The organism is Paenibacillus sp. H1-7 (genome assembly GCF_022354825.1).
Lineage (GTDB): Bacteria > Bacillota > Bacilli > Paenibacillales > NBRC-103111 > Paenibacillus_S.
This window is the reverse complement of the sequence record NZ_CP031168.1, coordinates 6,322,638-6,346,228: the sequence shown is the minus strand read 5'-3', so window position 1 is coordinate 6,346,228 and position 23,591 is coordinate 6,322,638. Positions and strand designations below refer to the sequence as shown.

Here is a 23,591-nt window from a genome sequence, read left to right as displayed (position 1 = left end):
TAATATATTGTAAATAAATTTTGTGTTTATGTGTCTCGTATATTGAAGTTATGTGTGTTTGTGTGTTAATATGCGTGTATAAAACCATAGAGGGGAGAGACGGCATGTTTGTCGTTGCTGTACTGCTGGTGCTTTGCTCGGGTTTGACCCATGCCGTATGGAATTTGTTCGCGAAGAAGAGCGAGGAGAAGAGTTTGTTTTTGTGGGCCATTCTTGTGCCAACCGTTATTTTGCTGCTCCCTACCTCCATTATGGAGATCGTGAGGACCGATCTTCCGGCCACGGCGTATTTGCTGATCGTGCTGTCGTTGGGATTGCAGGCCGCCTATGGCTTGCTATTGGCCGAAACCTACAAGCATGGCGATCTGTCGCAGGTATATCCGATCATGAGGGGCACATCGACGATGCTGATCCCGGCGATCGGGATCTTGTTTCTGGGAGAATCGTTATCGTTATGGGGCTGGATCGGGCTAGCCTGCATCATTGTCGGCATATTTCTGATGAGCGGCTGGACGTTTCGACGCACAAGCACGGCGCCGCAGCTGAAGCCTCTGCTGTTGGCTTTTGCCGTTGGACTGTGTACTACATCCTACGTGCTCGTGGATAAGCTGAACCTCCAGTACTTATCGCCGCTGACGCTATTGGAAATTGCAAATGTCGGGTTTGTCCTTGGAATATCCAAATCGGTATTCGTCATACCGGATATCAAGGCCAAGCTCATCTCCAACTGGAAATGGATCATGATCGGTTCGATCCTGAATCCCGGCTCTTATTTGTTATTTTTATTTGCCATAGGTATTTCCCCGGTCTCCCATATATCGCCGATTCGCGAGATCGGGATCGTGTTCGGCACGATTTTGGGTGTGCTGGTGCTGAAGGAAAAGCAAGGCAGGAAAAGACTTATATCTTCGACGATTGTTGCATTAGGAATTATGATGATCGCAGGATTCGGTTCCTGACGAGGAGAGAGGAAGAAGCGGACGTGAGCATGAACCATCCTATGTCTTGGCAAGCAATAGAGGCGGAAGCGATTGCGAAGGTCGAAGCGATTCGGAGCAGCGGGTCGCTGCAGTTTGTATTTATAACCGATACGCACCATGCAGAGCGAGGCAATCAGCTGCTGGCGGCGCAATGCATACAGCGGTTGGCCGGCCGTATTCCGTTTGATTTTATCGCGCTCGGGGGAGATGTGAGCGTCAATGGCGAGAAGCGGAACGTGATGGAATTGCAATCGGAAATGATAGATGCACTGTCCGTGCCGTCGTGTCCGCTGCTTACGGTGAAAGGGAATCATGACGATAACTCCATTTACGATTACTATCATGACCCGACCGGGACGTCGAACGTCATTTTCCCGGAAGAAACGTTCGGCATCGCGCTCGAGCGGCTGAACGATATCGTCCGATTCGAGCCGGATAACCCCGGCGGACTGTACTACTATTATGATATCCCTGATAAAAAAACGAGAGTCATCGTGCTCAACTGCATCGATATCCCGTATGTGGTCAGTGATTCGGGCGGCTTGAAGCATAACGGTCAGTGGAAATATGCGTTCTCCGAACGGCAGCTTCATTGGGTCGCCGGGACGGCGCTGGATTTGGACGGCGTGGCGGATCGCGGGGAATGGGGCGTGCTGTTCCTATCCCATGTGGCTTTGCTGCAGGACGGAGTGTTCGGCAGCGATCATCCGATCGTTAACGCGGAGGTGATGTGGGGGATTATTCAAGCTTACCGTAACGGCTCTAGCTTCGTCTCTGTTCCGACGACAGGGGATTTCGCCCAATCCGTTGCGGCTGATTTCTCTGAACAGGGCGTGGGCAGGGTGTTCGCCTCGCTGTTCGGCCATGTGCATTACGATCAGGTCCTTGTCCGGGAAGGTATTCCCATGATTTCGACCTTGAACTGCCAGACGCATCGCGACTTCGAAGAAGCCCCGGCCCGAGAGAAAGAGACGGCATCGGCCATTGCCTTTGATATCGTGACGGTCGATGCGGAGCGGGGAATCATGAACATGACGCGGGTGGGAGCGGGCGAGGACCGCAGCGTGAAGCTGACGTTTTGAGCGATACATATGAGAAAAACCTCTATCGAGGTGTTTTCACAGAGGAGCAACCTTACAGTTTTGCTTTAGCAAAACCCGCTTCGTAAGCAAGATAGTTTTTATCGCCAAATAGAAAATTCACCTCCGATGACCTCGGAATGTGGAATTTCTGTTGTGGTAGAAAAATTCAACCTGGTCTCGTTAGCGGCCAGGTTGTTCTTTTTTCGCTGAGCTACAGCTTTTTCAGCACCTCGAATATTTTCAGCTCGTTCACCGAGGCGACTACTTCGGCGGTGCTTTGCATTTTGAACTTTTTCAAAATGCTGCCGACCTGCTTCTTGATCGTCTCGTACTCGACGGATCGTTCCTCCGATATTTGCTTGCGAGTTTTATTCTCGCAAAGCAGCTTGAGCACCTGCAGCTCGCTTGGCGTCAGCTCCGATATGATCTGGATCAAGTACAGCAGGCTCGCTTCGGTTTTTTTCACCCGCACGAATTCCTCGCGAATTTTCTCTGCGATCATAGGCCGGATAGGAGAACGGTTATGGTACGCGGAGCGGATGGCTTCGATAATCTCCTCTTTCTCCGCCGTTTTGAGAATATAATCCATGATGCCGGTTTGAAAAGCAGCAAAAATAATATTGTCGTCCTTATGGACGGTCAGAACGATGATTTTAATATGAGGCAGCTTCTCATGGATCTGCTTGGCGGCGTGAATGCCTGCAAGCGGGTCCTCCATCTCGATGTCCATGAGCACAATATCCGGTTGATGCAAAGCGGCGTAAAGCACAGCCTCGTAGCCGGAATTGGCGGAAGCGACGCTCTCCATATCCCCGCAGCCGGCAATGATTCGCTCCAGCCTTCGGCGGTGCGCCTCCATATCGTCTACAATCAGCACCCTTATGCTTGTATCTGTATCTGTATTTGTATTCATGGGCGACCCCTCCCTTTTCATTACGTCTGACTGAACGGGATTCTACAGGGGGTATATTTTATTCCCCCCTGTATTTCCCATAAGCTTTAGTTAAACCGCGGGAAGATATATGCGAAAGGTTGTGCCTTGGCCGACCTTGCTTTCCACGCTGATTTTGCCGTCATGTCCGGTCACAATCTTGTGGCAGTAGGACAAGCCGATGCCCCAATTGTTAATCGACGGCTTCGTTGAGAAGAACGGAGAGAAGATCATGTCGAGATGCTCCTCCGGCATGCCCGGACCGTTATCCGTGATGGCTATCATCCCCCAGCTGTCCTGCAGCCCCAAGTGAATCGAGACGCTTCCATCCGGCTTCCCGGCAAGCGATTCCGCCGCATTTTCCATGATATTGTACACTGCCTCCGTCATATGCTGGGTATCCATATAAGCCGAAGGGATTACCGCATCGGCATGCACCGTAACCTGGATGCGCGGATCTCCTTGCTTGAAGCGGGTCAATGCCTGCCGGACCGGCACATCCAGCGGACTCGGCTGCAGATTCAGCTCGATCGATTTCAGTTTATGAACAGCGTCGTTGATGCTTTCCATCGCGGCTGAGCACGATTTCAGCATCAGGTCGAGACTGTAAGCCGTGTCGCTGTCGTCCGCGTGCTTTTCCCGCAAATATTCGGCTTCCGATCGAACGGCGAGCAGATGATTTTTTACGGCATGGGTGAACGCCCTGGCTCCAAGCGATGCGGTATCGATGCTTTTATTAATCTGGACATCCTGATTCTTGTGATACACCTCAATCGAATTGTATTTGAATGTAATGTACACAAGAAAGGTCAGCGCGGCAAACACTACATAAGGAAATACGTACAGCGTCAACGGATACGACCCGATAGGCGGCTGCTGATAGTTGTAATACCCTTCGAGATAAGTTGCGATGACCAAATTTTTGGGAGCCCAGGAAAACAGCAAAAAGTGGATAAGAACAACCGGAATCAGGCTCAGGATATGATATAGGGCATAATTTTTAAGAAAACGGATTTTCGGATAATTGATATAGTAATTCAACAGCATGCCGAAGGCCGCCGCAATCATGCCGTACCCTGCATATCGAAAGCTTCTTTCGAGAACATGGATTGCCAGGGTTAATCGTTCTCCCCAAGGCTCACCCAGACGCTCGGCCATACCTTGAAGCGCAATTTGCAGGCCGGGATCGAAGAAGGCGTATTGAATGAGCAATAACAGGGCGATCACCGCGTATATTTTGGCGTTGGCCTGCCTCTTGGAGGTGCGCGTAAACGATACGGCAAAGCATAGCAGAGACCCTGTAAATAAAAGAATGCCGCCGTTTAACATACGGATCAGCATATTGGCGTTGAATTTGGTCAGCACGAGATAATTCCATGTCCCAGGACTGAAATTGAACACCGTGTGAATGATATTGTAATAGTAGTTAAATTTGCTCAAATACAGCGTATAAGCAACGAACGAAATGACCCATCCGACAATCATGCCGAACATAAAGCGGGTGGACAAGCTGTTTCGTTTCCGGTATGTGATAAGAATCGTGCAAACAATAAAAAGAAGCGTGAAATAGATCATGATGAACGACTCCGGATTCCAGTATACGGCCGTGCTGCGACAGGGGGGTATAAAACTTTCACCTTCTGTGACCGGTATTGCTTCCCTATAATAAAAGGCAGTAAAGCGTATTCATAACGATTTCAATATGATATCAAAACAAAGGGTGGATGTAAAATGCAAAAAAAGATCGCAATAGTGCTGGCTAGCACACTTTTGGCAGGGCTTGCAGCGGGCTGCGGCGCCAAAACGGACGATCAAGCGGGCAAAAGCGCAGCGGGGTCGGATTCGCAGCAAATCAATTTGAGAATGACCGTTCTTCCCGACGATTTGGAAACGACCAAGCTGGCTTACGAGGAGTTCAAGAAGGACAATCCTAACATCAACGTGCAATTCGAAACGATCCCTCAGCAGCAATATTATGAGAAGCTCCGCCTGCAATTGTCCGGGGGAGAGAAGATCGATTTGTTCGGCGGCAACATGGACGTCTTTTTGGATACGGGCATTCTTGAGCCTTTGGACGACTATATCAAGAAAAACAATGTGGACGTCTCCGGCTTCGGTCCGCTGTATGACGGTTTGAAGGTCAATGATAAAATGTACGGCCTGCCGTACCGCAAATCCAACTATATGCTGTATTACAACAAGACGCTGTTCGATCAAATGAACGTTCCGTATCCGAAGGCCGATATGACTTGGGACGAGTTCAGGGAATTGGCGAAAAAGATGACCAAAGGCGAAGGCGCGGGCAAAGTGTACGGCGCGTACTTGCAGCAGTGGGCTCAAACATGGTACGTGCAGGCGGCCCAGACCGGGGCTTCGATTATCGATAAAGATTTGACGCCGTTCAAAAAAGCGCTGCAGTTCCGCAAAGATTTGGAGAAGGACGGCTCCATCATGCCTTGGTCCGAGCAGGTCACGACATCGGCGCACTATAACTCGGCATTCCAGAAGGGCAATGTAGCGATGAACTTGATCGGGGACTGGCATGTGGCCCAGCTGCGGCAGGCGGAAGCGGACAAAAAGATCAGCTTCGATTGGGATGTTGTGCCGATTCCTCATCCTGAGGGCGTAGCGGCGAATACGAGCTTGGCTACACCGGTTTCGATCATGATCAACAAGGATTCGAAAAACAAGGAAGCGGCATTCAAGCTGCTGCAGTACATTACCGGAGCCAAAGGCGCCAAGCTGTTCGCATCCAAAGGCTTCCTGACAGGCTATACGAACGATGAAATCCGCAAAGCATATGTCGGGGACGGAACGCAGAAGCCGAAGAACATTCATTACTTCGTGGAGCAAAAAGAATACCCTGAATACCCGCTGCTTCCCGGCGTGAAAAACATCGTGGTCGGCAACATTTATTTGCAGGAAGGCGAGCTGGCCTTGTCCGGCAGCCAGTCGGTCGACCAGGCGATTCAGAAGATCGGCGAGCGTGTTCAGAAGGAGTGGGCGGATAAGTACGCCAAAGATTTCAAAGCAAGCAAAAAGTAATTAGATAAAGGATGTTCAAAAAGTCGTCTTTTGTTCACGAAGCAGGTCAGGAGGCTCAATCGACATCGAATCTTGCGTTCACCTTCGAAGAAGTAATGCTTCCGAAGCAAGCTTTCCTCCGGAAAGCTCTCAGGTGCTCATGTAGGTTCCTCCTACACTCCGCTCCTCCTTTTTCAGGTGTTTCCGAAGCGAGTTTTCTACGAAAACTTGTACTACTCGATGCTGAAACCCCAACTTTTTGAACCTGCGTTTTATAAAACAAAATCGAGCTTTGCTTGAATTTGTGAAGTGCCTGGTCTTTTAGTTATTTGCATACTTTCCATTTGCCAGCTATGCAGGTGGGGTGTCCCCTGGAAGAGTTTACGTCCGCCTTTGAAATCCGTGAATATACCTCTAATTTTAATAAAAAATTTACGGGTTTCAACAGCGGCTGGAGGGGATGTCCCACCGGAATAGTTTCGGCAAACAGCTTCCTCACATCTAAAACGACTAGCACTTCACACCTGACAGCAAAGCTCGATTCACAAGGAGTTGATAACATCATGAACGCATCCAGAGCATTAACGAGAAGAAACCGGCTGGTAGGATACGCATTTTTGCTTCCGAATATACTGGGCTTTTTAACGTTTATCTGCTTCCCTGTCATTGCATCGTTCCTTATGAGCTTTACCGAGTGGAACGGCTTTGGCGACATTGCCTTTACCGGACTGGACAATTATAAAAGATTGCTCGGCGACGAATCGTTCCGCATCTCGCTAGTGAACAGCTTGATCATGATGGTCGTTTCCGTGCCGGTGACATTGCTGCTCGCTATTCTTGCCGCCGTAGCGCTGAACAAAGGAATAAGAGGGCTAAAAATATTCCGCACGGCGATTTTCCTGCCGCACATTACTGCAACCATTGCCGTAGCCGTCGTATGGCAGCTGCTGTACAACCCGACGATGGGCCCGATTAACGGCATGCTGCGCAGCATAGGTTTCGAAAATCCGCCGGCATGGCTGGCATCGACGCAATGGGCATTGCTTTCTGTAATTATTGTAGGCATTTGGCAAAACATCGGCTATTACATGGTGCTTTACTTGGCCGGGCTGCAAGGCATTCCGAAGGATCTATACGAGGCTGCTGAAATCGACGGGGCGGGCAAGCTGTCCCAGCTGGTCAAAATTACGATTCCGATGCTGTCTCCAGTTATTTTTTTCACGGTCATTATGGGTATCATTAACTCGTTCAAAGTGTTCGATCTCATCTTCCTGCTGACCAAAGGCGGGCCCGGACGCTCGACGCACGTGCTCGTTTACGATATTTATTACACCGCGTTCCAGCGCTATGAATACGGCTATGCTTCGGCGATGGCTTACGTGATGTTCGCGATCATCGTCCTGATTACGATAATTCAATTCCGCGGCCAGAAAAAATGGGTCAACTACTAACCGACGAACGGGGATGACGAATGATGAATGATATTGCACAAACCTCCAAACAGCCGCATTCCTTGAAGCTCACCCGCTCGATCGGGACCCGGATCGGCAAAGGCCTTGTTTATTTGATCCTTATAGCGGTTGCCGGATCGATGATCATGCCGTTTTTGTGGATGATATCGGCTTCGTTCAAATCGGAAGCAGAAGTGTTCGGATTTCCGATTCAATGGATTCCAAGCAAGTTTTACTTCTCCAATTATACAAAGGTATGGAGCGAGCTGCCGTTTTTTACTTACTATTTTAATACGATTAAAATCGCCGTCACCACGACATTGCTGCAGATCGTCACCTGCTCCATGGCCGCTTATGCGTTCGCAAAGGTCAAGTTTCCCGAGCGGGACAAAGTGTTTTTCCTCTACATTACAACGATGATGATTCCGTTCCAGGTTATGATGATTCCGCAGTTTTTGCTGATGAAGGAATTCGGGCTGCTGAACTCGCATTGGGCGTTAATTTTGCTCGGCGCATTCAGTCCGTTCGGCGTATTTTTGTTCCGCCAGTTTTATATGTCCATTCCCGAGGAGCTGTCTGAAGCAGCCCGGATTGACGGGTTAAGCGAATTCGGTATTTTTACGAGAATTATGATGCCATTGATGAGACCGGCTATCGCCAGTCTTACGATCTTTACGTTTATGCATTCGTGGAACGATTTTCTCGGGCCGTTAATTTATTTGAATGACGATAAGCTGTTCACGCTTCAGCTCGGAATGCAGCATTTTCAGACCGAGCACGCAACAGAGTACGCTCCGCTGATGGCGGCAGCCGTATGTGCGATTATTCCGACCATCATTATTTACTTCCTCGCTCAGGATCACTTTGTGGAAGGCATTTCCGCAGGAGCTGTGAAAGGATGAGTAGTAACGTGGACAACGGTGCGGAGCTACACGAGAGACGGGTGACGCGGGATAAATGTGAGAAGAAGCCCAATATCCTGTATGTGTTTGCGGATCAGTGGCGCAGGCAGGCGGTCGGCTTCCGGAACGAGGATCCGGTGATTACTCCGAATATCGACGCCTTTGCGGCAGAGAGTCTCGTATTCGATCACGCGGTCAGCTGCACGCCGATATGCTCGCCGCACCGGGCGGCATTAATGACGGGAACTTACCCGCAGACGAACGGGGTATACACGAATTGCAAGCTCGGAGCGGACGTGGCGCTTCGTGAGGATGCGATCGGTATCGGAGACGTGTTAAAGCGGGAAGGATACCGTACCGGGTATATCGGCAAATGGCATCTCGATCTTCCGGAGCAAAATGTATCGGAGCAGCCGATTTCCGGAGCCAGAGACTGGGATGCTTATACGCCTCCGGGACCGAAGCGGCACGGATTCGACGAGTGGTATTCCTACGGGACGTACGACGAGCATTTGACGCCTCATTATTGGCGAGACACGCCGGAGATGATCCAAGCGGATCAATGGTCTGTCGAGCATGAGACGGATCGGGCGATTGAATTTTTGCGGCAACGCTCCGGACAGGAAGAGCCGTTCGCCCTGTTTGTTTCGTGGAATCCGCCGCACAGTCCATTTGACCTGGTGCCGGACCGGTATAAGCGGCTATATGATCACATCCCGCTTCGCTGGCGCCCTAACGTGAAAGCGGATGGACTGGCTGCCCATACGGGAGAGCCGTTCGCCGATGGAATGGACAATCTGGAACGGTACATGCGGGACTATTGCGCGGCCGTAACGGGAATCGACGAGCAGTTCGGAAGGCTGATGCAGTCACTTCAGGAGCTTGGCATGGAGCAAAATACGCTGGTCGTCTTGTCGTCGGACCACGGAGAGCTGATGGGATCGCACGGACTCATGGCCAAGCATTCCTGGCATGAGGAATCGATAGGCATTCCGTGCGTAATGAGATGGCCCGGCCGGATTGGTGCCGGTCATACATCTTTGCTGTTCAACAGCGTAGACATTATGCCGACGCTGCTTGGACTCGCTGGATTGGACGTACCGCAAACCGTGGAAGGCAGCGACTATTCGCCTGCCGTGCTCGGACTTGAGCCGGTATCGGATGAGCCGGCGTTCATCAGCGCGTTTCCGGGACGCAAGGATGTGATCGAGCAGTTTGCGGCGCAAGGGCTCGATAATAAGCGGTTCGGCTGGCGCGGAGTGCGGACCCGGCGGTACACATACGTCGTCCACAGGGGATACTCTGCCGTAGACCCGAGCTTTTGTCTTCGTCTTCTGTATGATTTGGAGCAGGATCCATACCAGCTTAATCCATTGACGCTGCAGCGGGCGTCCCAGCATCCGGTTGCTCATGAGCTGGAGGAGAAGCTGCGAGGGTGGCTATCGTCTGTGAACGATTTGTTTGAGCTATAGCGGTATGGGTAAGTTGACCAACATATCGCAGTGGGAGTGAAAAATAAAGCAGCAGAACCGTATGGGCTCTGCTGCCTTTTACTTTTATTCTACATGCTGGATCTTAATCAAATTGGTGGAGCCGGATTGGCCGACCGGAACTCCTGCGGAGACGACAACCAGATCCCCGCTTTTAATGACGCCGGATTGTACACCCGAACGCAGCGCCGATTCGAACATGGCGTCGGTGGAATCGACCTTCGGGCCTTTCACCGGGGTAACGCCCCAGCACAAGGTAAGACGGCGCTGTACCCAATCGTTGGCCGTAACGGCGATAATCGGCGATTTAGGACGGTACTTGGACACCATTCTGGCGCTAAAGCCGCTTTCTGTAGGCGTCACGATAGCACTGGCTTCCAGATCGAGAGAGGCGCCGACGGCAGCACGGCTGATGACTTCCGTAATATTCGTTTTGTGCAGTGCCGCTTTTTGGGTCAGCATTTCATCGTACGGCAGCACGTTCTCGATGTTCGTGGCAATGGCAGCCATCGTGCGAACGGATTCGACAGGGTATTTGCCAGCAGCGGTTTCGCCGGACAGCATGAGCACGTCGGTGCCGTCGTATACGGCATTGGCAACGTCGCTCGCTTCAGCACGGGTCGGACGCGGATTGGACTGCATCGAATCGAGCATATGAGTAGCGGTAATGACGGTTTTGCCTACGGCGTTGCTTTTTTGAATCATCTGCTTTTGGATGATCGGCACATCTTCCACCGGAATTTCCACTCCGAGATCTCCGCGCGCAACCATAAGCCCGTCGGACGCTTCCAATATTTCATCGAGATTGTCTACGCCCTCTTCGTTTTCGATCTTCGAGATGATCTGAATGTGGGAGGCGTTATGCTCCTCGAGAATGCGGCGAATTTCCAGAATGTCGCTCGCTTTGCGCACGAAAGAGGCGGCGATGAAATCGGCATTTTGCTCGACCGCGAATTGAATATGCAGAACGTCTCTCTCCGTAACCCCAGGCAAAGACGTGCGTACGCCAGGCAAGTTAACGCCTTTGCGGGATTTGATCACTCCGCCGTTCAGGATGCGGCAATAAATTTCCGTGCCTTCAATGGACTCGACCTTCAGCTCGATCAAGCCGTCGTCGATCAAAATCCGCGATCCCGGCTTCACATCGTCCGTCAACTGCGGATACGATACGGAAATGCGGTTGGCCGTTCCTTTTATTTGCTCTGTCGTTAATGTTATCGTGTCGTCGGTGCGCAGCTCGTAGGAAGGCTCCTCCAATAAGCCGGTCCGAATTTCCGGGCCTTTAATATCGATCAGGATGCTGACGGTTGCTCCCAGCGCCTCCGCGGCTTCCCGCACTCTGGCAATGCGTCCCGCATGATCGGCCAATTCGCCGTGAGCCATATTAATGCGTGCGCCGTTCATTCCGGAACGGAGCATTTCCTTTAAGGTTTCGACGGAATCGCTTGCAGGTCCCATGGTGCAAAGAATTTTTGTTTTACGTAACATCAGTCGGTTCCTCTCCTCTATATATGCTGTTGATATTCATTGTAGGGAAAATTGTCGAATAAAACTATGAAATATAGTACGGTAAATGTATAATAGTACGATAAAATGAAGCTGCAGAGCATAAAGCAGGAGTTTTTTGTGGCAAAAGGGGGTGTCGGCCATGCTGTACGTGGTGGATGTAAGGCAGGATACGGGTGTGCAATGGTATGAGGATTATGAGCACGGAGCGCCATGGCATGTTCTGGTCCTGGTCAGCTACGGCAAATGCCTGTACTGGATTAACCACGACAAGCAGATGCTCGAAAAGGGGGATATGCTGCTCATCCCGGCTGGAACGCCGTTTTACGGCAAAAGCATACCGACGGTGACCCACGAAAAGTACGTGATCACATTCCGAAACGATAAGTCTGCACCCCAGCTCCCCATTCTATCTGCGGAAGAAAGCTGCAAATGGAAGACCGGCAAATACGAGCTGCTGCTGCAGCGGTTCCGGATGATGCATGAGGAATGGAAGGAAAGGCTCACTTATTGCGAAGCGATGTGCCAGTCGCTGGCTTTGGAAATATTGACCCATTGGAACAGGGAACTCGACGAGGGGAAACGATCCGGAGTGAAGGAGCGCCATGCGGAGCAAATGAAGACCTATATTCAAAACCATTACCGCGAAAAAGTGACGAAAGAGCATCTTGGCGACGTTATCGGCAAAAGCCCGAACTATGCCGCTTCGCTGTTCAGTGAAGTAACGGGGCAGACGATAGGCGGTTATATCCATGCGCTTCGCATGAAAACGGCGGTATACCTTCTTCAGCATTCGCAGAGGACGGTTGCGGATATATCCGATTATTTGGGCTACTGCGATCCGTCGTATTTTCATAAAGTGTTCAAAAGGGAAACGGGTAAACCCCCTGCGGCCTATATAAAAGAGAGGGAGCTGCCTGCGCAGTAATGAGGCGGGGCGAGCCGGTAAAGGAAAGGGTTCTTGGCCAAAGCAGCTTTTGGCACAAGAACCCTTTTTTCCATAGACTCCGAGTCATCGGACGTTTAATCTATTTGGTGATAACACGAATTATGCAGCAGCAAGACTTTAAAGCCGATTATCCAGGAAAGGCCTTGATAGAGCTTTTATTAGTCGGCCCGGCCGATTCATCCAGCTGAATTTGCGGATGAACGCAGGAGCCGACGGGCTCGACCGTGGTCAGAGATTCCGCGGCTAGTAAGACGGCTTAGCCGCACGTACAATTCAGCACCGGCCTGCGCGCGGCGAGCGTTTCGTCCAGCCGCCTGACGACGGTGGTATACGGCGCGTTCAGCAGCAGCTCGGGTTGCTCCTCAGCTTCTTTGGCGATCCGGATCATCGTATCGATGAACGCATCGAGCGTTTCCTTGCTCTCCGTCTCCGTCGGCTCGATCATGATGCATTCCTCGACGTTCAGCGGGAAATAAATGGTCGGCGGGTGATAACCGAAATCGAGCAGCCGCTTGGCTACATCGATGGTGCGCACGCCGTACTGCTTCAGTCCGCGTCCGGACATGACGAACTCGTGCTTACACACTCCCGGATAGGGTACTTCGTAATATGGCGCGAGCCGGTGCATCATGTAGTTGGCGTTCAGCACGGCACATTCCGAGACTTGACGCAGCCCTTCCGGCCCGTAGGTGCGGATGTATGTGTAAGCCCGGACGAGTATGCCGAAGTTGCCGTAGAACGCTTTGACGCGGCCGATGGAGCTCGGACGTTCGGCGTCGAGATAGTACGTACCGTCTTCGCGCAGAGCTACGAGCGGTTTGGGCAGGAAGGGGACGAGCTTGCTCTTGACCCCTACAGGTCCCGCTCCCGGTCCGCCGCCGCCATGAGGAGTGCTCATCGTCTTGTGCAGGTTGAGATGCACAACGTCAAAGCCCATGTCGCCGGGGCGTGTGATGCCCATGATGGCGTTAGAGTTGGCACCGTCGTAATAGAGCAGTCCTCCGGCGGAGTGGACGATATCCGCGATTTCCAGAATGTGCTCCTCGAACAAGCCTAAGGTGCTCGGATTCGTCAGCATCAGAGCGGCCGTATCCGGACCGACGGCAGCCCGCAGCGCGTCCAGATCGACCAGCCCTTGCTCGTTTGATTTGATCGTCAGCGTCTCAAAGCCCGCTGTCGTGGCGCTGGCCGGGTTCGTGCCGTGCGACGAGTCCGGCACGATCACTTTCGTCCGCGCTTCACCGCGGCTTTCGTGGTAAGCCCGGATCATCATGAGCCCCGTCCATTCGCCGTGGGCTCCGGCAGCGGGCTGCAGCGTCACTTGGTCCATGCCGGTGAGAGCGGCGAGATCGTTCTGCAGCGTGTACAGCAGCTCCAGCGCACCCTGGACGCTGGATTCCGGCTGATACGGGTGAATCCCGGCAAACCCGGGAAGACGCGCCGTATCCTCGTTAATTTTCGGATTATATTTCATGGTACATGATCCTAATGGATAAAAGCCGTTGTCCACGCCGAAATTACGGCGGGACAGCTCGGTGTAATGGCGGATCACATCCACCTCGTACACTTCCGGCAGCGCAGCAGGCTCGCTGCGGATCAGGTGGGACGGGATCAGCCCGGCCGGGTCCGCTTCGGGAACATCGCAATCGGGCAGCGAATACGCAACGCGTCCCGGCTTGCTCAACTCGAATATCAGTGCCTTCTCGGGCTTCATAGCAGCTCCTCCAATCGTACGGCAAATTCGTCGATTTCGGCTTTCGTCCTTTTTTCGGTAACGGCCACCAGCATATGATGGTGCAGCTCGGGATAGAAGCGGCCGAGATCATGCCCGCCGATAAACCCGGCTTCGAGCAGGCGTTCGTTCACGCTGGTAACGCTCGTCTTGTCCGGCAGCTTCAGGACAAACTCGTTGAAGAAGGGCGAGGCGAAAGCGAGCGATACGCCTTCCGGCTTCGCCAGCTCGCGGGCGGCGTAGTGGGATTTGCTCAGGTTCAGCCGGCTGATCTCCCGCATTCCTTCCTTGCCCATCGTCGACAAGTAGACGGAGGCGCACAGCGCCAGCAGAGCCTGGTTCGAGCAAATGTTGGAGGTCGCCTTCTCGCGGCGGATGTGCTGCTCACGGGCTTGCAGCGTCAGCACGAAGCCGCGTTTGCCGTCGCGGTCGACCGTCTGGCCGACGATCCGGCCGGGCATGCGGCGCATGAGCGGCTCGGCCACGGCAAAGTAGCCGCAGGTCGGTCCGCCGAAGGCCGGATGAATGCCGAGCGGCTGGGCGTCGCCTACGACGATATCGGCGCCGAGCTTGCCGGGGGCTTCCAGAAGCCCGAGCGACAGCGGGTTCGTGCTAACGACGAGCAGCCCCTTGCGGCTGTGAATGAGCGGCTCCATCGCCGCAATATCCTCGATGCAGCCGAAGAAGTTCGGCGACTGCACGATGACGGCGGCGGTATCGTCGGTTATGGCCGCTTCCAGCCGCTCCAGATCGGTCACGCCATCGGCATAATCGATTTCCGTCACCGTCAGGTTCATGCCTCTTGCCGCCGTCCGCATAATCTCGCGCGCCTCGGGATGCACGGTGCGCGAAATGACGATCTGCTTCCGCTGCGTCGCGCCGGCAGTCAGCGCTCCTGCCTCGGCGAGCGCAGTAGCGCCGTCGTACATGCTGGCGTTCGCCACCTTCATGCCGGTCAGCTCGCAAATGTAAGATTGAAATTCGAATATCGCCTGCAGTTCGCCTTGGCTTATTTCCGGCTGGTACGGCGTATAGGCGGTATAAAATTCCGAGCGAGAAATGATATGGTTGATGACGACAGGCACATGATGGTCGTACAGACCGGCGCCCAAAAAGCTTGCATATTGGCCGGTGTCCGCATTGCGCGAGGCGAGCCGCTTCATATGCTTCATGAGCGAGAGTTCGTCCAATGCGCCGGACATCGGCAGTGTTCCCCGGTAACGGATGGATTCAGGAATGTCGCGGAACAGCTCTTCCACCGAAGCGGCGCCGATCGCGCTCAGCATATCGGACCGGTCCTGGTCGGTCATTGGCAAATACCGGTGTTTGCTCATCGTATGAGTCCACTCCTTTTTCTGTATTCATGCGTAAGGCTAAGCTTTTGCGCCCCGCCGGTAGAACGGCGCTGGGACAACAGCCGCTTTGAGCCGGTTTCCGCGGATTTCCACTTCCAATTCGGTGCCAGGCTGCGCGAAATCCGCTTGGATGAGCGCAAGGCCCAGATTACGCTTCAGCGTCGGCGATTGCGTACCTGTAGTCACCTCGCCGATCAACGCTCCGCCGGCATAGACGGGGTAGTGGCAGCGGGGAATGCCGCGGTCGATCATCTCGATGCCGACCAGCTTGCGCGGCACGCCCTGCTCCTTTTGCTTCTGCAGGGCCTCCCGGCCGATGAAATCGGGCTTCGCCAGCTTGACGAAAGATCCGAGTCCCGCTTCCAGCGGTGTGATCGAATCGCTCAGCTCTTGACCGTACAGCGGCAGCTTCGCCTCGAACCGAAGCGTATCCCGCGCCCCAAGTCCGGCAGGGAGAAGACCGTGCGGCTGGCCTGCTGCCAGCAATCCCGTCCACAGCGCGGGGGCATCGGCTGCGGCAACGTAAAATTCGAATCCGTCCTCGCCGGTGTAGCCTGTACGGGAGACGAGAGCGGGAACGCCGCATACTTCGGCTTCTTTAATAAAATGAAATGGCGGCAGCGCCTTCAAATCGGCATCTGTAATTAGGGCGGCGATGGCTTCGGCGCTTGGGCCTTGCAATGCGAGAAGGGACAAATCGTCAGATTTGTTTACGAGGGTTGCGCCGCCGGGGAGATGAGATTCCAGCCAGCGGAAGTCTTTATCGATATTAGAGGCGTTAACGACAAGCATAAATTGACCGGCCGACAGACGGTAGACGATCAGATCGTCGATGACGCCACCGTGCTCATAGCACATCAACGTATACTGCGCCTGGCCGTCAGCCAGCCGTGAGACGTCGTTGGTCATGACTCGTTGCAGGAATGCTTCGGCATCGTCGCCGGTCAGCAGAAATTCGCCCATATGCGAGACGTCGAACAAGCCGGCCTGCTGCCTGACGGTTTCGTGCTCCCGGATAATGCCGGAAAATTGGACGGGCAGCTCCCAGCCGCCGAAATCGATGCAGCGGACGCCAGGAAATTGGGCATACAGAGGGAACAGCGGCGTTCTTTTCAAAGACGGACTCACTTGAATCACCTCGGTCGTTATTTGGATGGTCATTCCCAAACAAAGAAAAGCCAAAAAAGGACAGGACGAAACGGTCTGCAGCACATGCTGAAGCATGTCTGCGATTTCGTTTCGCTCTGTCCCTTGTACCTGAGAGTTACCTTACAGCCGTCTTCAATGGCACAGCGGTCTGCAAGTTTCCCCTTGGGTGACCCGGCTTCATGAAGCGGGGTGCTCTCCAGAGGCGCGTCCGGTAAAGGTCCTTTTGCCTGAGAGATTCACCTGTCTTAAGACGGGCTTACTCCTTCGGCGTTACCGTGGATACAGGTAATCTCTCCCAATACGTTCATCCGCATATTCGATTGGCATTGCTCTATGTTCATTATGATCTAAAGCGCGGCCCCGGGTCAACTGAAACTTCAGGAAACATTTGGAGCGGATTCTTGACATCTCCATATCGGTTGAATTACGCTTGAGGTATAATGTCAATACAGCGTATGACGATGGTTGGGAGAGACCGCAGCGGCGCAAGCGGCCGTGAGGCACCGAAGGAGCAAGTCGCCACACCTGCCGGATGGCGATTAATCTCACAGGTAAACGTACCGGCATCCGACGCGCCTCTGGAGAGAGCGTAAGCCACCAAAGGGGTAAAGGCAAGGGAGCGTTGCAGTCACCCGGCCCTAAACTCTCAGGTACCCAGGACAGAGAACAAGGCAAGCTGCCTTTTCCTGTCCTTTTTTGGTCTTTGGGAACGAGTTCCAACGAAACGTCAAAAAGCTTGAACATTTTGATGAAACGGGTGGGTGTTGACGATGAGCGAAGTAAGAGCAGGTTTGCGTTATACGGAAGAGCATGAGTGGGCTGAAAAGAGACAAGCGGCGGTGGTCCGAATCGGCATTACCGACTTCGCCCAGCAGCAGCTTGGGGATATTGTGTTTGTAGAGCTGCCGAAGGTCGGAGCCAGACTGGAGGCGCATGCGCCCATGGGAACGATCGAATCCGTTAAGACGGTGTCCGATCTGTTCAGTCCGGTTGCGGGGACGGTAACGGCAGTGAATGAAGGTTTGCTGGATTCGCCGGAGCTGGTTAACAGCGAGCCTTACGAGGCCGGGTGGATTGTCGAAGTCGAGGTGGACGGCGATACGGATCAAGCTCTGGATCCACTGCTCACTGCAGAAGCATACAGGCAGCTTATTGCCGGACAAGAGTAGAACGATCCGCTGCCCATACGGGCGGTTAGTACCGTAAGCGTATTCAACAACTCGACGGAAGCTTTTACACAGCATGCACACGGATACAACGGATTTGTAAATAACTCTTTCAAATCATCCAATAAGGAGCTAGAAATTTATGAGCGTTTCTTACCGCTTTGACGAAGTCGCCAGGCTTCCTTTGCCAGGAGATAATGTTGCCGTTGCCACTCGCAGGCTGGATGCCGGCACCGTCATTTCCTGTCAAGATCAAACGTTGACCTTGGATTATACCGTCTTGGAGGGCCACCGCTTTGCCGTGCAGGCCATAGCGCCGGGGGAGGCTTTATTGTCCTGGGAACTGCCGTTTGGAGAAGCGATTCAGCCGATACATCCAGGCAATTATGTGATCAATAATGACGTTCTGGAGGCGCTTCACGGGCGTTCGCCTGATTTTACGTTGCCGGCGGCGCCTAATTTTATCGATCAAGTTCCGGCCTTTGCTCTGGACGAAGAGAAATTTCAGCCGGCCACGAGATTGCCCGACTATCCGGATACGCGTACATTCTTAGGCTATCGGCGCAGTCAGGCTCGCGGAGTCGGTACCCGCAACAACGTTGTGCTATTGGGCACAACCTCGCGTACGGGGAGCTATGTGACCCAACTCGCCGCCCGTCTTCAAAACGATCTGAAGCTATATCCCCAGGTGGATGGAATTGTCCCCGTGGCGCATACCGAGGGAGCTACGGATCGGCCCAATAATCTGGAGATGCTGCTGCGAACGCTGGCCGGATTTATCGTCAACCCTAACGTGGGCGCCGTGCTGATAGTCGATGACGGCATGGGATCCATCAACAATGGGATGGTGGAGTCGTATCTGCGCGCGCACAATTATCCATTGAATGAAGTGCTGCACCGGTTCTTGACCATTCAAGGCGGTTTTGAAGAGCAGCTGGATAGGGGTGAAGCTGTTGTTCGTAATTGGCTGCCGACGGTCAACGCCGTCGAACGGACCCCTGAATCGGTCAGCCATCTCAAAATTGCGCTCAATTGCGGCGGCTCCGATGCCTTCTCCGGCATTTCGGCCAATCCGCTTCTAGGCTGGGTTGCGCAGGAGCTTGTACGCTTCGGCGGAAGCGCCAACCTGTGCGAAACCGATGAATTGATCGGTGCCGAGACGTATATTTTGCAAAAGGTTCGCGATGCGGAAACCGCGCGCACCTTTTTAAAGCTGATCGAGCAATTCAAAGAGCGGACGGCTTGGCACGGCGCCAACGCGGAAGGAAATCCGTCCGGAGGCAACAAATATCGCGGTCTTTATAACATTTATCTTAAGTCCATCGGCGCCGCCCAAAAGAAAGACCCGGCTACCGTCCTTGACTACGCCATTGATTATAGCGCACTTATGAAGGAATCCGGCTTTTACTTTATGGATAGCCCGGGTAACGACCTCGAGAGCATTGCCGGACAGGTGGCATCGGGCTGCAATCTCATTTTCTTCACGACGGGCAACGGCTCGGTGACGAACTTTCCTTTTGTGCCGACGATCAAGGTCGTTACGACGACGCAGCGCTTCCAGCTGCTTGCCAATGATATGGATATCAATGCGGGGCGCTATCAGGAAGGTGTGTCCATGGATGAGCTGGGCAAGGACACCTTTGAACGGATGGTGCAGGTTGCCTCAGGTCAGCGCAGTGTAGGCGAGAAGGCCGGCCATGCGCAGGTGCAAATTTGGCGTAACTGGCGGCAAACCGATGCAAGCCGGCTGGACTCCTTGCTTCATGCCCCTCAGCCGACCGGGGAACCCATTGCGATTCGCACGGACGCAGCCGAAGCTGCCCCTCCGATCAGCTTCACCTTCAACCGCTTCGAAGATCATCGGGCCAGCGACCGGATCGGGTTAATCGTGCCGACCAGTCTGTGTGCCGGGCAGGTGGCCAAAATGATCGCATCGCAGATGAACAAAAAGGGGCTCGGCCAACCCGGGCATCTCTCGCGCTTTGTTGCTTTGGCTCATACGGAAGGCTGCGGTAATTCAGGCGGTCAGGCGGAGCAGTTGTTTTCCCGCACCATGATCGGCTACGTCACCCACCCGCTGGTCAGGCAATGTCTGCTTCTGGAGCATGGATGCGAGAAAACGCATAATGACTACATGCGCCACCGGATGGAGGAGATGGGGATTGACCCGAGCCGGCTGGGCTATGCCAGCATTCAACTGGACGGCGGCATTGAAAAGGTGTCGCGCAAGGTGGAGGCGTGGTTTGCCGATCAGCTGTCGGCAGCTGGGCCGACGTTGACGGAGCAGACCGGTCTGGAAGGGCTGCGCATCGGAATCGTGAGCGATGGTCCGGTTGGAGAGGCTGCCGGTGAGCAGCTCGGCATATTGACCCAATGGATTGCCGGCGCCGGCGGTATGGTGGTCGTACCGGAGAACAGCGGACTCCTTACAACGGCTGCGTACCGGGACACTGTATTGGCTTCATCCGATGTTAAGCCGTCCTTGGCTTACGGAGAACATTCCGACAGAAGCGGGTTCCACATTATGGAAACCCCGACCGAGCATTGGGTGGAGACGGTGACGGGCTTGGCGGCAACGGGGGTAGAATTGATCATTGCGCTGGTTCATCGCCGGCCGATGCAGACGCATCCGTTCGTGCCCATGCTGCAAGTTGCGTCGGAGCCGGCCATGCAGGAAGCTTATGCAGACGACTTGGATCTGCTGTTAACCGGGGCTCCGTCCGCTTGGAACGAGCAGATTTTGGAGAGCTGCAAGCAGGTCTTGGAGCACAGCTATACTCCGCGGCTTTATCGGCAAGGCAATATTGATTTTCAATTAACGAGAGGATTTCTCGGCGTTTCGTTATAAATCCATGATTTAACCCGGACTACGCGTTGTTTGCTGTGATCGCAGGAGCGGGTACGGGAAAGAGGCTGTCACTTTGAGCAGGTTCATCTGCTTGAGGCGACAGCCTTTTGCTGTTATTGAAGCCGTGCTGCTTGGGTAAGGAGTCTGCTAAATTCAGTGCTGCCAGGAAGTTCCGATCCGAGAGGGGTTACAGTCCGATACCCGTGCCTTTAAGTGCTTGGTTACCTTAGGGGTATCTCCATTGACGACGCCTTCCCATGACGTAAATTTTTTGAATAGTAATGCTCCGGCGTCGTTTTTCAACAAAGCGTGCAATTTCACACTGTTCAAACGAATGGTGAAGTTCTGTGAGATACCTGCCTCCATCAAAAGCTTCTACTCTTTTTTGTATCCTTTTTGAATCGCGGCTCGAGATGAATTCAGCTCCTCGTCGTTTCTGGAATAAGACATTTTTCCGCTTTCGTGCAGGCGGTTTGATTCAGATTAGGCAGATATATAACCCTATTCTAAACTGCATTTATGTCATGTAACATTACATTTATATTTCAATAGATCAAATACAATTCGAGTGCGATGTAATACAAGAATTAGAATAAAAAACCTGTATTCGCTAGGACAATGTACTGCTTGTCGAAATGAAGTGGTTGACACCTTTTCGAGAGCATGCATATAATTGTGTCATATAACATAACATAAATATTTCATTAACTAATGTTTATCAGTTTTTGTGTAATGAAAAATAACATAAAAGATACTAAGGGGCAAAATCGGTACGGCTTGGGATTGGGACTCAAAAAAGGAGGCGGATACGCGGCATGAAGTTTACGGTCCATCAACTCAGCGAAATGAGCAAGCAGCAGTTCGTCGAATCCATCGGATGGGTGTTCGAGCATTCACCATGGGTGGCCGAGCGGGCTTACGGGGCCAAACCTTTCCGCTCGCTCAGTCATCTGCACCTGCTGATGGTGCGTCAGGTTGAGGAGGCTTCGGAAGGGGAAAGGCTGTCGCTTCTCCGAGCGCATCCGGATTTAGCGGGACGAATGAAGCTGACCGACGCTTCGCAAAAGGAGCAGCGGGGAGCAGGGCTGGACCGGCTGTCGCCGGAGGAATTCGACGAAATGACCGCATTGAACGAGGCGTATGTTACCCGCTTCGGGTTTCCTTTTATCGTTGCGGTCAGAGGGCTTGGCAAGGAGGAGATATTGTCGGCGATCCGTGAGCGGGTGACGCATGAAAAGACGGATGAATTCGGGAGGGCATTGTCGGAAGTGGCCAAAATCGCGCGTTTGCGCTTGGAAGATATTATAAAGTCGGGAGAGGCGGGGGAATAAGATGAGCAAAGAGCGAGTAATGTATTACGGCAAAGGTGATGTGCTGGTCTACAGAACATTCGGGGAACCGATGAAGGGGATTGCGAAAATACCGGAGTCGGCCTTTACCGGTGACGATAATGTGATTTTTGCCCACAACATTAAGATTGCAGTGCAGGGGGAGCAGTTCTTGGCTTCCTTTACCGAAGGCGACAATACGAAGGTCGTGGCGACCGACTCGATGAAAAATTTTATCCTTCGCCATGCGGCGGAATTTGACGGCGATACGACGGAAGGGTTCCTGGAATTCGTCAGCCGGCGGTTTCTTGAGACGTATCCGCAGATGACCGGGATCATACTGACCGGAGACCGGATTCCATTCCTGGGCTTGCAGGTGCCTGGTGCGGGCGGTTTGACGGATAGCGGACTCGTGTACCGCTATTCGCACAACGACCACCCGACGGCTACGCTCGAAATCGTCCGCTCCGAGGACGGAGAAGCGGATATAGTAAGTCACCGCTGCGGTCTGGCGGATCTGCAGCTGATCAAAGTGAAGGGCAGCGGCTTTGCGAACTTTGTCCGGGATGAATATACGACACTTCCGGAAACTTATGACCGTCCGTTGTTCATCTATCTCGACATTCACTGGAAATATGCCGATGTAGAAGATTCGTTGTCCACGGATTCGGGAAAATATGTGCCCGCCGAGCAAATCAGGGATATTGCCCACACCATGTTTCATGAGAAAAACAGCCCGTCGATTCAAAATCTGATCTATTATATCGGCTTGCGGATTTTGGAGCGCTTCCCGCAACTTGCTGAGGTCCAGTTCGAATCGAACAACCGGACGTGGGAAACGGTCGTCGAGCACGTCCCGGGCTCGGAAGGAAGAGTGTATACGGAACCGCGGCCTCCTTACGGCTTCCAAGGGTTTTCGATGACGCAGGAGGACTTGGCGGCGGCTCGCAGCGGTGATAAGACACTGGTGCAAAGCGAGGGCTGATGCTTATGGCGGGTAAAATATCGACGCACGTGCTGGACTTGTCGTGCGGCCGGCCGGCGGCCGGAATCGAAGTGGCGCTGTACCGAATCGGCGAAGCGGAGGCAAGAACGCTACTCGGCTGCAGCGTAACCAATTCGGACGGCCGGACGGGGCGTCCGCTGCTGGAGGGTGCCGACCTGAAGGCAGGCGAATACGAGCTTGTGTTCTTCGTTGCGGATTACTTCCAGGGTACGGCGGGAGAAGCCGGGGCGAGAATGGCCGGCGGCGGGGTGCCGTTCCTGAATCGGGTGCCTATCCGCTTCTGTGTCGGCGATGAGGGCAGAAGCTACCATGTTCCGCTGCTGGTATCACCCGGGGGGTACAGCACCTACCGGGGGAGTTGAAGCTAGTCGGGCGCACTCTGTAACACGGAAAAACCGTGTTACGGATCGTCGATAAGCGGTGACGGTCGCGAGAGTGGTGCTGTAACGCGGAAAAACCGCGTTACGTGCAGGGGGAATGTGCGAGCGCACTCTGTAACACGGAAAAACCGTGTTACGGATCGTCGATAAGCGGTGACGGTCGCGAGAGTGGTGCTGTAACGCGGAAAAACCGCGTTACGTGCAGGGAAATCGGTTGAGCGCACTCTGTAACACGGAAAAACCGTGTTACAGATCGCCGATAAGCGGTGACGGTCGCGAGAGTGGTGCTGTAACGCGGGAAATCCGCGTTAT

At 53.4% G+C, this 23,591-nt stretch carries 18 protein-coding genes and 3 riboswitches; of the genes, 12 read left to right on the top strand and 6 right to left on the bottom strand.

The features are described from left to right. Nucleotides 1-104 precede the first annotated feature (104 nt). Together DVH26_RS28045 and DVH26_RS28040 are read left to right on the top strand one after the other, a co-directional pair. A complete protein-coding gene (locus DVH26_RS28045) occupies nt 105-959 on the top strand; it encodes an SMR family transporter (protein ID WP_239627902.1) in 855 nt (284 codons plus the stop codon). A 29-nt stretch (nt 960-988) separates the two neighbouring features. Continuing rightward, on the top strand, nt 989-2,062 hold the full coding sequence (locus tag DVH26_RS28040; protein WP_239635508.1) for a metallophosphoesterase family protein: 1,074 nt from the start codon (nt 989-991) through the stop codon (nt 2,060-2,062). A gap of 211 nt (nt 2,063-2,273) precedes the next feature. On the opposite strand, the gene DVH26_RS28035 is transcribed toward DVH26_RS28040, so the two are convergent. Together DVH26_RS28035 and DVH26_RS28030 are read right to left on the bottom strand one after the other, a co-directional pair. After that, nucleotides 2,274-2,975: a response regulator transcription factor gene (locus tag DVH26_RS28035; protein WP_239627900.1), complete on the bottom strand. Its 702-nt coding sequence runs from the start codon at nt 2,973-2,975 to the stop codon at nt 2,274-2,276. A gap of 90 nt (nt 2,976-3,065) precedes the next feature. Then, nucleotides 3,066-4,568 carry a sensor histidine kinase gene (locus tag DVH26_RS28030; protein ID WP_239627898.1) on the bottom strand — a complete coding sequence of 501 codons (1,503 nt, stop codon included), beginning with the start codon at nt 4,566-4,568 and terminating at the stop codon, nt 3,066-3,068. A gap of 156 nt (nt 4,569-4,724) precedes the next feature. On the opposite strand from DVH26_RS28030, the gene DVH26_RS28025 reads away from it, so the two are divergent. The 4 genes from DVH26_RS28025 to DVH26_RS28010 all read left to right on the top strand — a co-directional run bounded on the left by DVH26_RS28025 (nt 4,725) and on the right by DVH26_RS28010 (nt 9,842). Next, a complete protein-coding gene (locus DVH26_RS28025; protein ID WP_239627896.1) occupies nt 4,725-6,038 on the top strand; it encodes an ABC transporter substrate-binding protein in 1,314 nt (437 codons plus the stop codon). A gap of 542 nt (nt 6,039-6,580) precedes the next feature. Then, nucleotides 6,581-7,468 carry a carbohydrate ABC transporter permease gene (locus tag DVH26_RS28020; RefSeq protein ID WP_239627893.1) on the top strand — a complete coding sequence of 296 codons (888 nt, stop codon included), beginning with the start codon at nt 6,581-6,583 and terminating at the stop codon, nt 7,466-7,468. Nucleotides 7,469-7,488: 20 nt separating this feature from the next. Next, nucleotides 7,489-8,370, top strand: a complete 882-nt coding sequence (locus tag DVH26_RS28015) for a carbohydrate ABC transporter permease (RefSeq protein WP_239627891.1) — start codon at nt 7,489-7,491, stop codon at nt 8,368-8,370. Next, nucleotides 8,367-9,842, top strand: coding sequence for a sulfatase family protein (locus DVH26_RS28010; protein ID WP_239627889.1), 1,476 nt, complete (start codon nt 8,367-8,369; stop codon nt 9,840-9,842). Before DVH26_RS28015 ends, DVH26_RS28010 begins: the two co-directional genes overlap by 4 nt. An 84-nt stretch (nt 9,843-9,926) precedes the next feature. On the opposite strand, the gene pyk is transcribed toward DVH26_RS28010, so the two are convergent. Continuing rightward, entirely contained in the window at nt 9,927-11,348 is a 1,422-nt protein-coding gene (pyk, locus tag DVH26_RS28005; protein WP_239627888.1) for a pyruvate kinase, read from the bottom strand. A 160-nt stretch (nt 11,349-11,508) separates the two neighbouring features. On the opposite strand from pyk, the gene DVH26_RS28000 reads away from it, so the two are divergent. Next, nucleotides 11,509-12,294, top strand: a complete 786-nt coding sequence (locus DVH26_RS28000; RefSeq protein ID WP_239627886.1) for an AraC family transcriptional regulator — start codon at nt 11,509-11,511, stop codon at nt 12,292-12,294. Nucleotides 12,295-12,571: 277 nt separating this feature from the next. Here the strand turns inward: DVH26_RS28000 and gcvPB are convergent, their stop codons facing one another. The 3 genes from gcvPB to gcvT are packed head-to-tail and all read right to left on the bottom strand — an operon-like array spanning nt 12,572 to nt 16,563. Then, a complete protein-coding gene (gene gcvPB / locus DVH26_RS27995) occupies nt 12,572-14,029 on the bottom strand; it encodes an aminomethyl-transferring glycine dehydrogenase subunit GcvPB (RefSeq protein WP_239627884.1) in 1,458 nt (485 codons plus the stop codon). After that, nucleotides 14,026-15,381: an aminomethyl-transferring glycine dehydrogenase subunit GcvPA gene (gene gcvPA, locus DVH26_RS27990; protein WP_239627882.1), complete on the bottom strand. Its 1,356-nt coding sequence runs from the start codon at nt 15,379-15,381 to the stop codon at nt 14,026-14,028. The genes gcvPB and gcvPA overlap by 4 nt, the downstream gene beginning before the upstream one ends. Nucleotides 15,382-15,420: 39 nt before the next feature. After that, nucleotides 15,421-16,563 carry a glycine cleavage system aminomethyltransferase GcvT gene (gene gcvT, locus DVH26_RS27985; RefSeq protein ID WP_239635507.1) on the bottom strand — a complete coding sequence of 381 codons (1,143 nt, stop codon included), beginning with the start codon at nt 16,561-16,563 and terminating at the stop codon, nt 15,421-15,423. An 81-nt stretch (nt 16,564-16,644) separates the two neighbouring features. Next, nucleotides 16,645-16,753: riboswitch (glycine riboswitch) on the bottom strand. 3 nt (nt 16,754-16,756) lie between these two features. Next, nucleotides 16,757-16,859, bottom strand: a riboswitch (glycine riboswitch). 148 nt (nt 16,860-17,007) lie between these two features. Then, nucleotides 17,008-17,124: riboswitch (glycine riboswitch) on the top strand. A gap of 197 nt (nt 17,125-17,321) precedes the next feature. On the opposite strand from gcvT, the gene gcvH reads away from it, so the two are divergent. The 5 genes from gcvH (at nt 17,322) to uraH (ending at nt 23,261) form a co-directional block, all read left to right on the top strand. After that, nucleotides 17,322-17,720: a glycine cleavage system protein GcvH gene (gcvH, locus tag DVH26_RS27980; RefSeq protein ID WP_239627880.1), complete on the top strand. Its 399-nt coding sequence runs from the start codon at nt 17,322-17,324 to the stop codon at nt 17,718-17,720. A 139-nt stretch (nt 17,721-17,859) separates the two neighbouring features. Continuing rightward, nucleotides 17,860-20,565: a UxaA family hydrolase gene (locus DVH26_RS27975; RefSeq protein ID WP_239627877.1), complete on the top strand. Its 2,706-nt coding sequence runs from the start codon at nt 17,860-17,862 to the stop codon at nt 20,563-20,565. Between the two features lie 815 nt (nt 20,566-21,380). Further along, entirely contained in the window at nt 21,381-21,896 is a 516-nt protein-coding gene (uraD, locus tag DVH26_RS27970; RefSeq protein WP_239627875.1) for a 2-oxo-4-hydroxy-4-carboxy-5-ureidoimidazoline decarboxylase, read from the top strand. 1 nt (nt 21,897) lies between these two features. Further along, complete coding sequence (gene pucL / locus DVH26_RS27965; RefSeq protein ID WP_239627873.1) at nt 21,898-22,878, top strand: factor-independent urate hydroxylase; 981 nt, start codon at nt 21,898-21,900, stop codon at nt 22,876-22,878. A gap of 5 nt (nt 22,879-22,883) precedes the next feature. Next, nucleotides 22,884-23,261 (top strand): hydroxyisourate hydrolase, encoded by a 378-nt coding sequence (gene uraH / locus DVH26_RS27960; RefSeq protein WP_239627870.1) that lies wholly within the window; start codon nt 22,884-22,886, stop codon nt 23,259-23,261. Nucleotides 23,262-23,591: the final 330 nt, after the last annotated feature.

Bases quoted from the DNA above. Each gene is read 5' to 3' on its own strand.
- DVH26_RS28045 (WP_239627902.1), top strand. From the start codon at position 105: ATGTTTGTCGTTGCTGTACTGCTGGTGCTTTGCTCGGGTTTGACCCAT.
- DVH26_RS28040 (WP_239635508.1), top strand. From the start codon at position 989: ATGAACCATCCTATGTCTTGGCAAGCAATAGAGGCGGAAGCGATTGCG.
- DVH26_RS28035 (WP_239627900.1), bottom strand. From the start codon at position 2,975: ATGAATACAAATACAGATACAGATACAAGCATAAGGGTGCTGATTGTA.
- DVH26_RS28030 (WP_239627898.1), bottom strand. From the start codon at position 4,568: ATGATCTATTTCACGCTTCTTTTTATTGTTTGCACGATTCTTATCACA.
- DVH26_RS28025 (WP_239627896.1), top strand. From the start codon at position 4,725: ATGCAAAAAAAGATCGCAATAGTGCTGGCTAGCACACTTTTGGCAGGG.
- DVH26_RS28020 (WP_239627893.1), top strand. From the start codon at position 6,581: ATGAACGCATCCAGAGCATTAACGAGAAGAAACCGGCTGGTAGGATAC.
- DVH26_RS28015 (WP_239627891.1), top strand. From the start codon at position 7,489: ATGATGAATGATATTGCACAAACCTCCAAACAGCCGCATTCCTTGAAG.
- DVH26_RS28010 (WP_239627889.1), top strand. From the start codon at position 8,367: ATGAGTAGTAACGTGGACAACGGTGCGGAGCTACACGAGAGACGGGTG.
- pyk (WP_239627888.1), bottom strand. From the start codon at position 11,348: ATGTTACGTAAAACAAAAATTCTTTGCACCATGGGACCTGCAAGCGAT.
- DVH26_RS28000 (WP_239627886.1), top strand. From the start codon at position 11,509: ATGCTGTACGTGGTGGATGTAAGGCAGGATACGGGTGTGCAATGGTAT.
- gcvPB (WP_239627884.1), bottom strand. From the start codon at position 14,029: ATGAAGCCCGAGAAGGCACTGATATTCGAGTTGAGCAAGCCGGGACGC.
- gcvPA (WP_239627882.1), bottom strand. From the start codon at position 15,381: ATGAGCAAACACCGGTATTTGCCAATGACCGACCAGGACCGGTCCGAT.
- gcvT (WP_239635507.1), bottom strand. From the start codon at position 16,563: ATGACCATCCAAATAACGACCGAGGTGATTCAAGTGAGTCCGTCTTTG.
- gcvH (WP_239627880.1), top strand. From the start codon at position 17,322: ATGAGCGAAGTAAGAGCAGGTTTGCGTTATACGGAAGAGCATGAGTGG.
- DVH26_RS27975 (WP_239627877.1), top strand. From the start codon at position 17,860: ATGAGCGTTTCTTACCGCTTTGACGAAGTCGCCAGGCTTCCTTTGCCA.
- uraD (WP_239627875.1), top strand. From the start codon at position 21,381: ATGAAGTTTACGGTCCATCAACTCAGCGAAATGAGCAAGCAGCAGTTC.
- pucL (WP_239627873.1), top strand. From the start codon at position 21,898: ATGAGCAAAGAGCGAGTAATGTATTACGGCAAAGGTGATGTGCTGGTC.
- uraH (WP_239627870.1), top strand. From the start codon at position 22,884: ATGGCGGGTAAAATATCGACGCACGTGCTGGACTTGTCGTGCGGCCGG.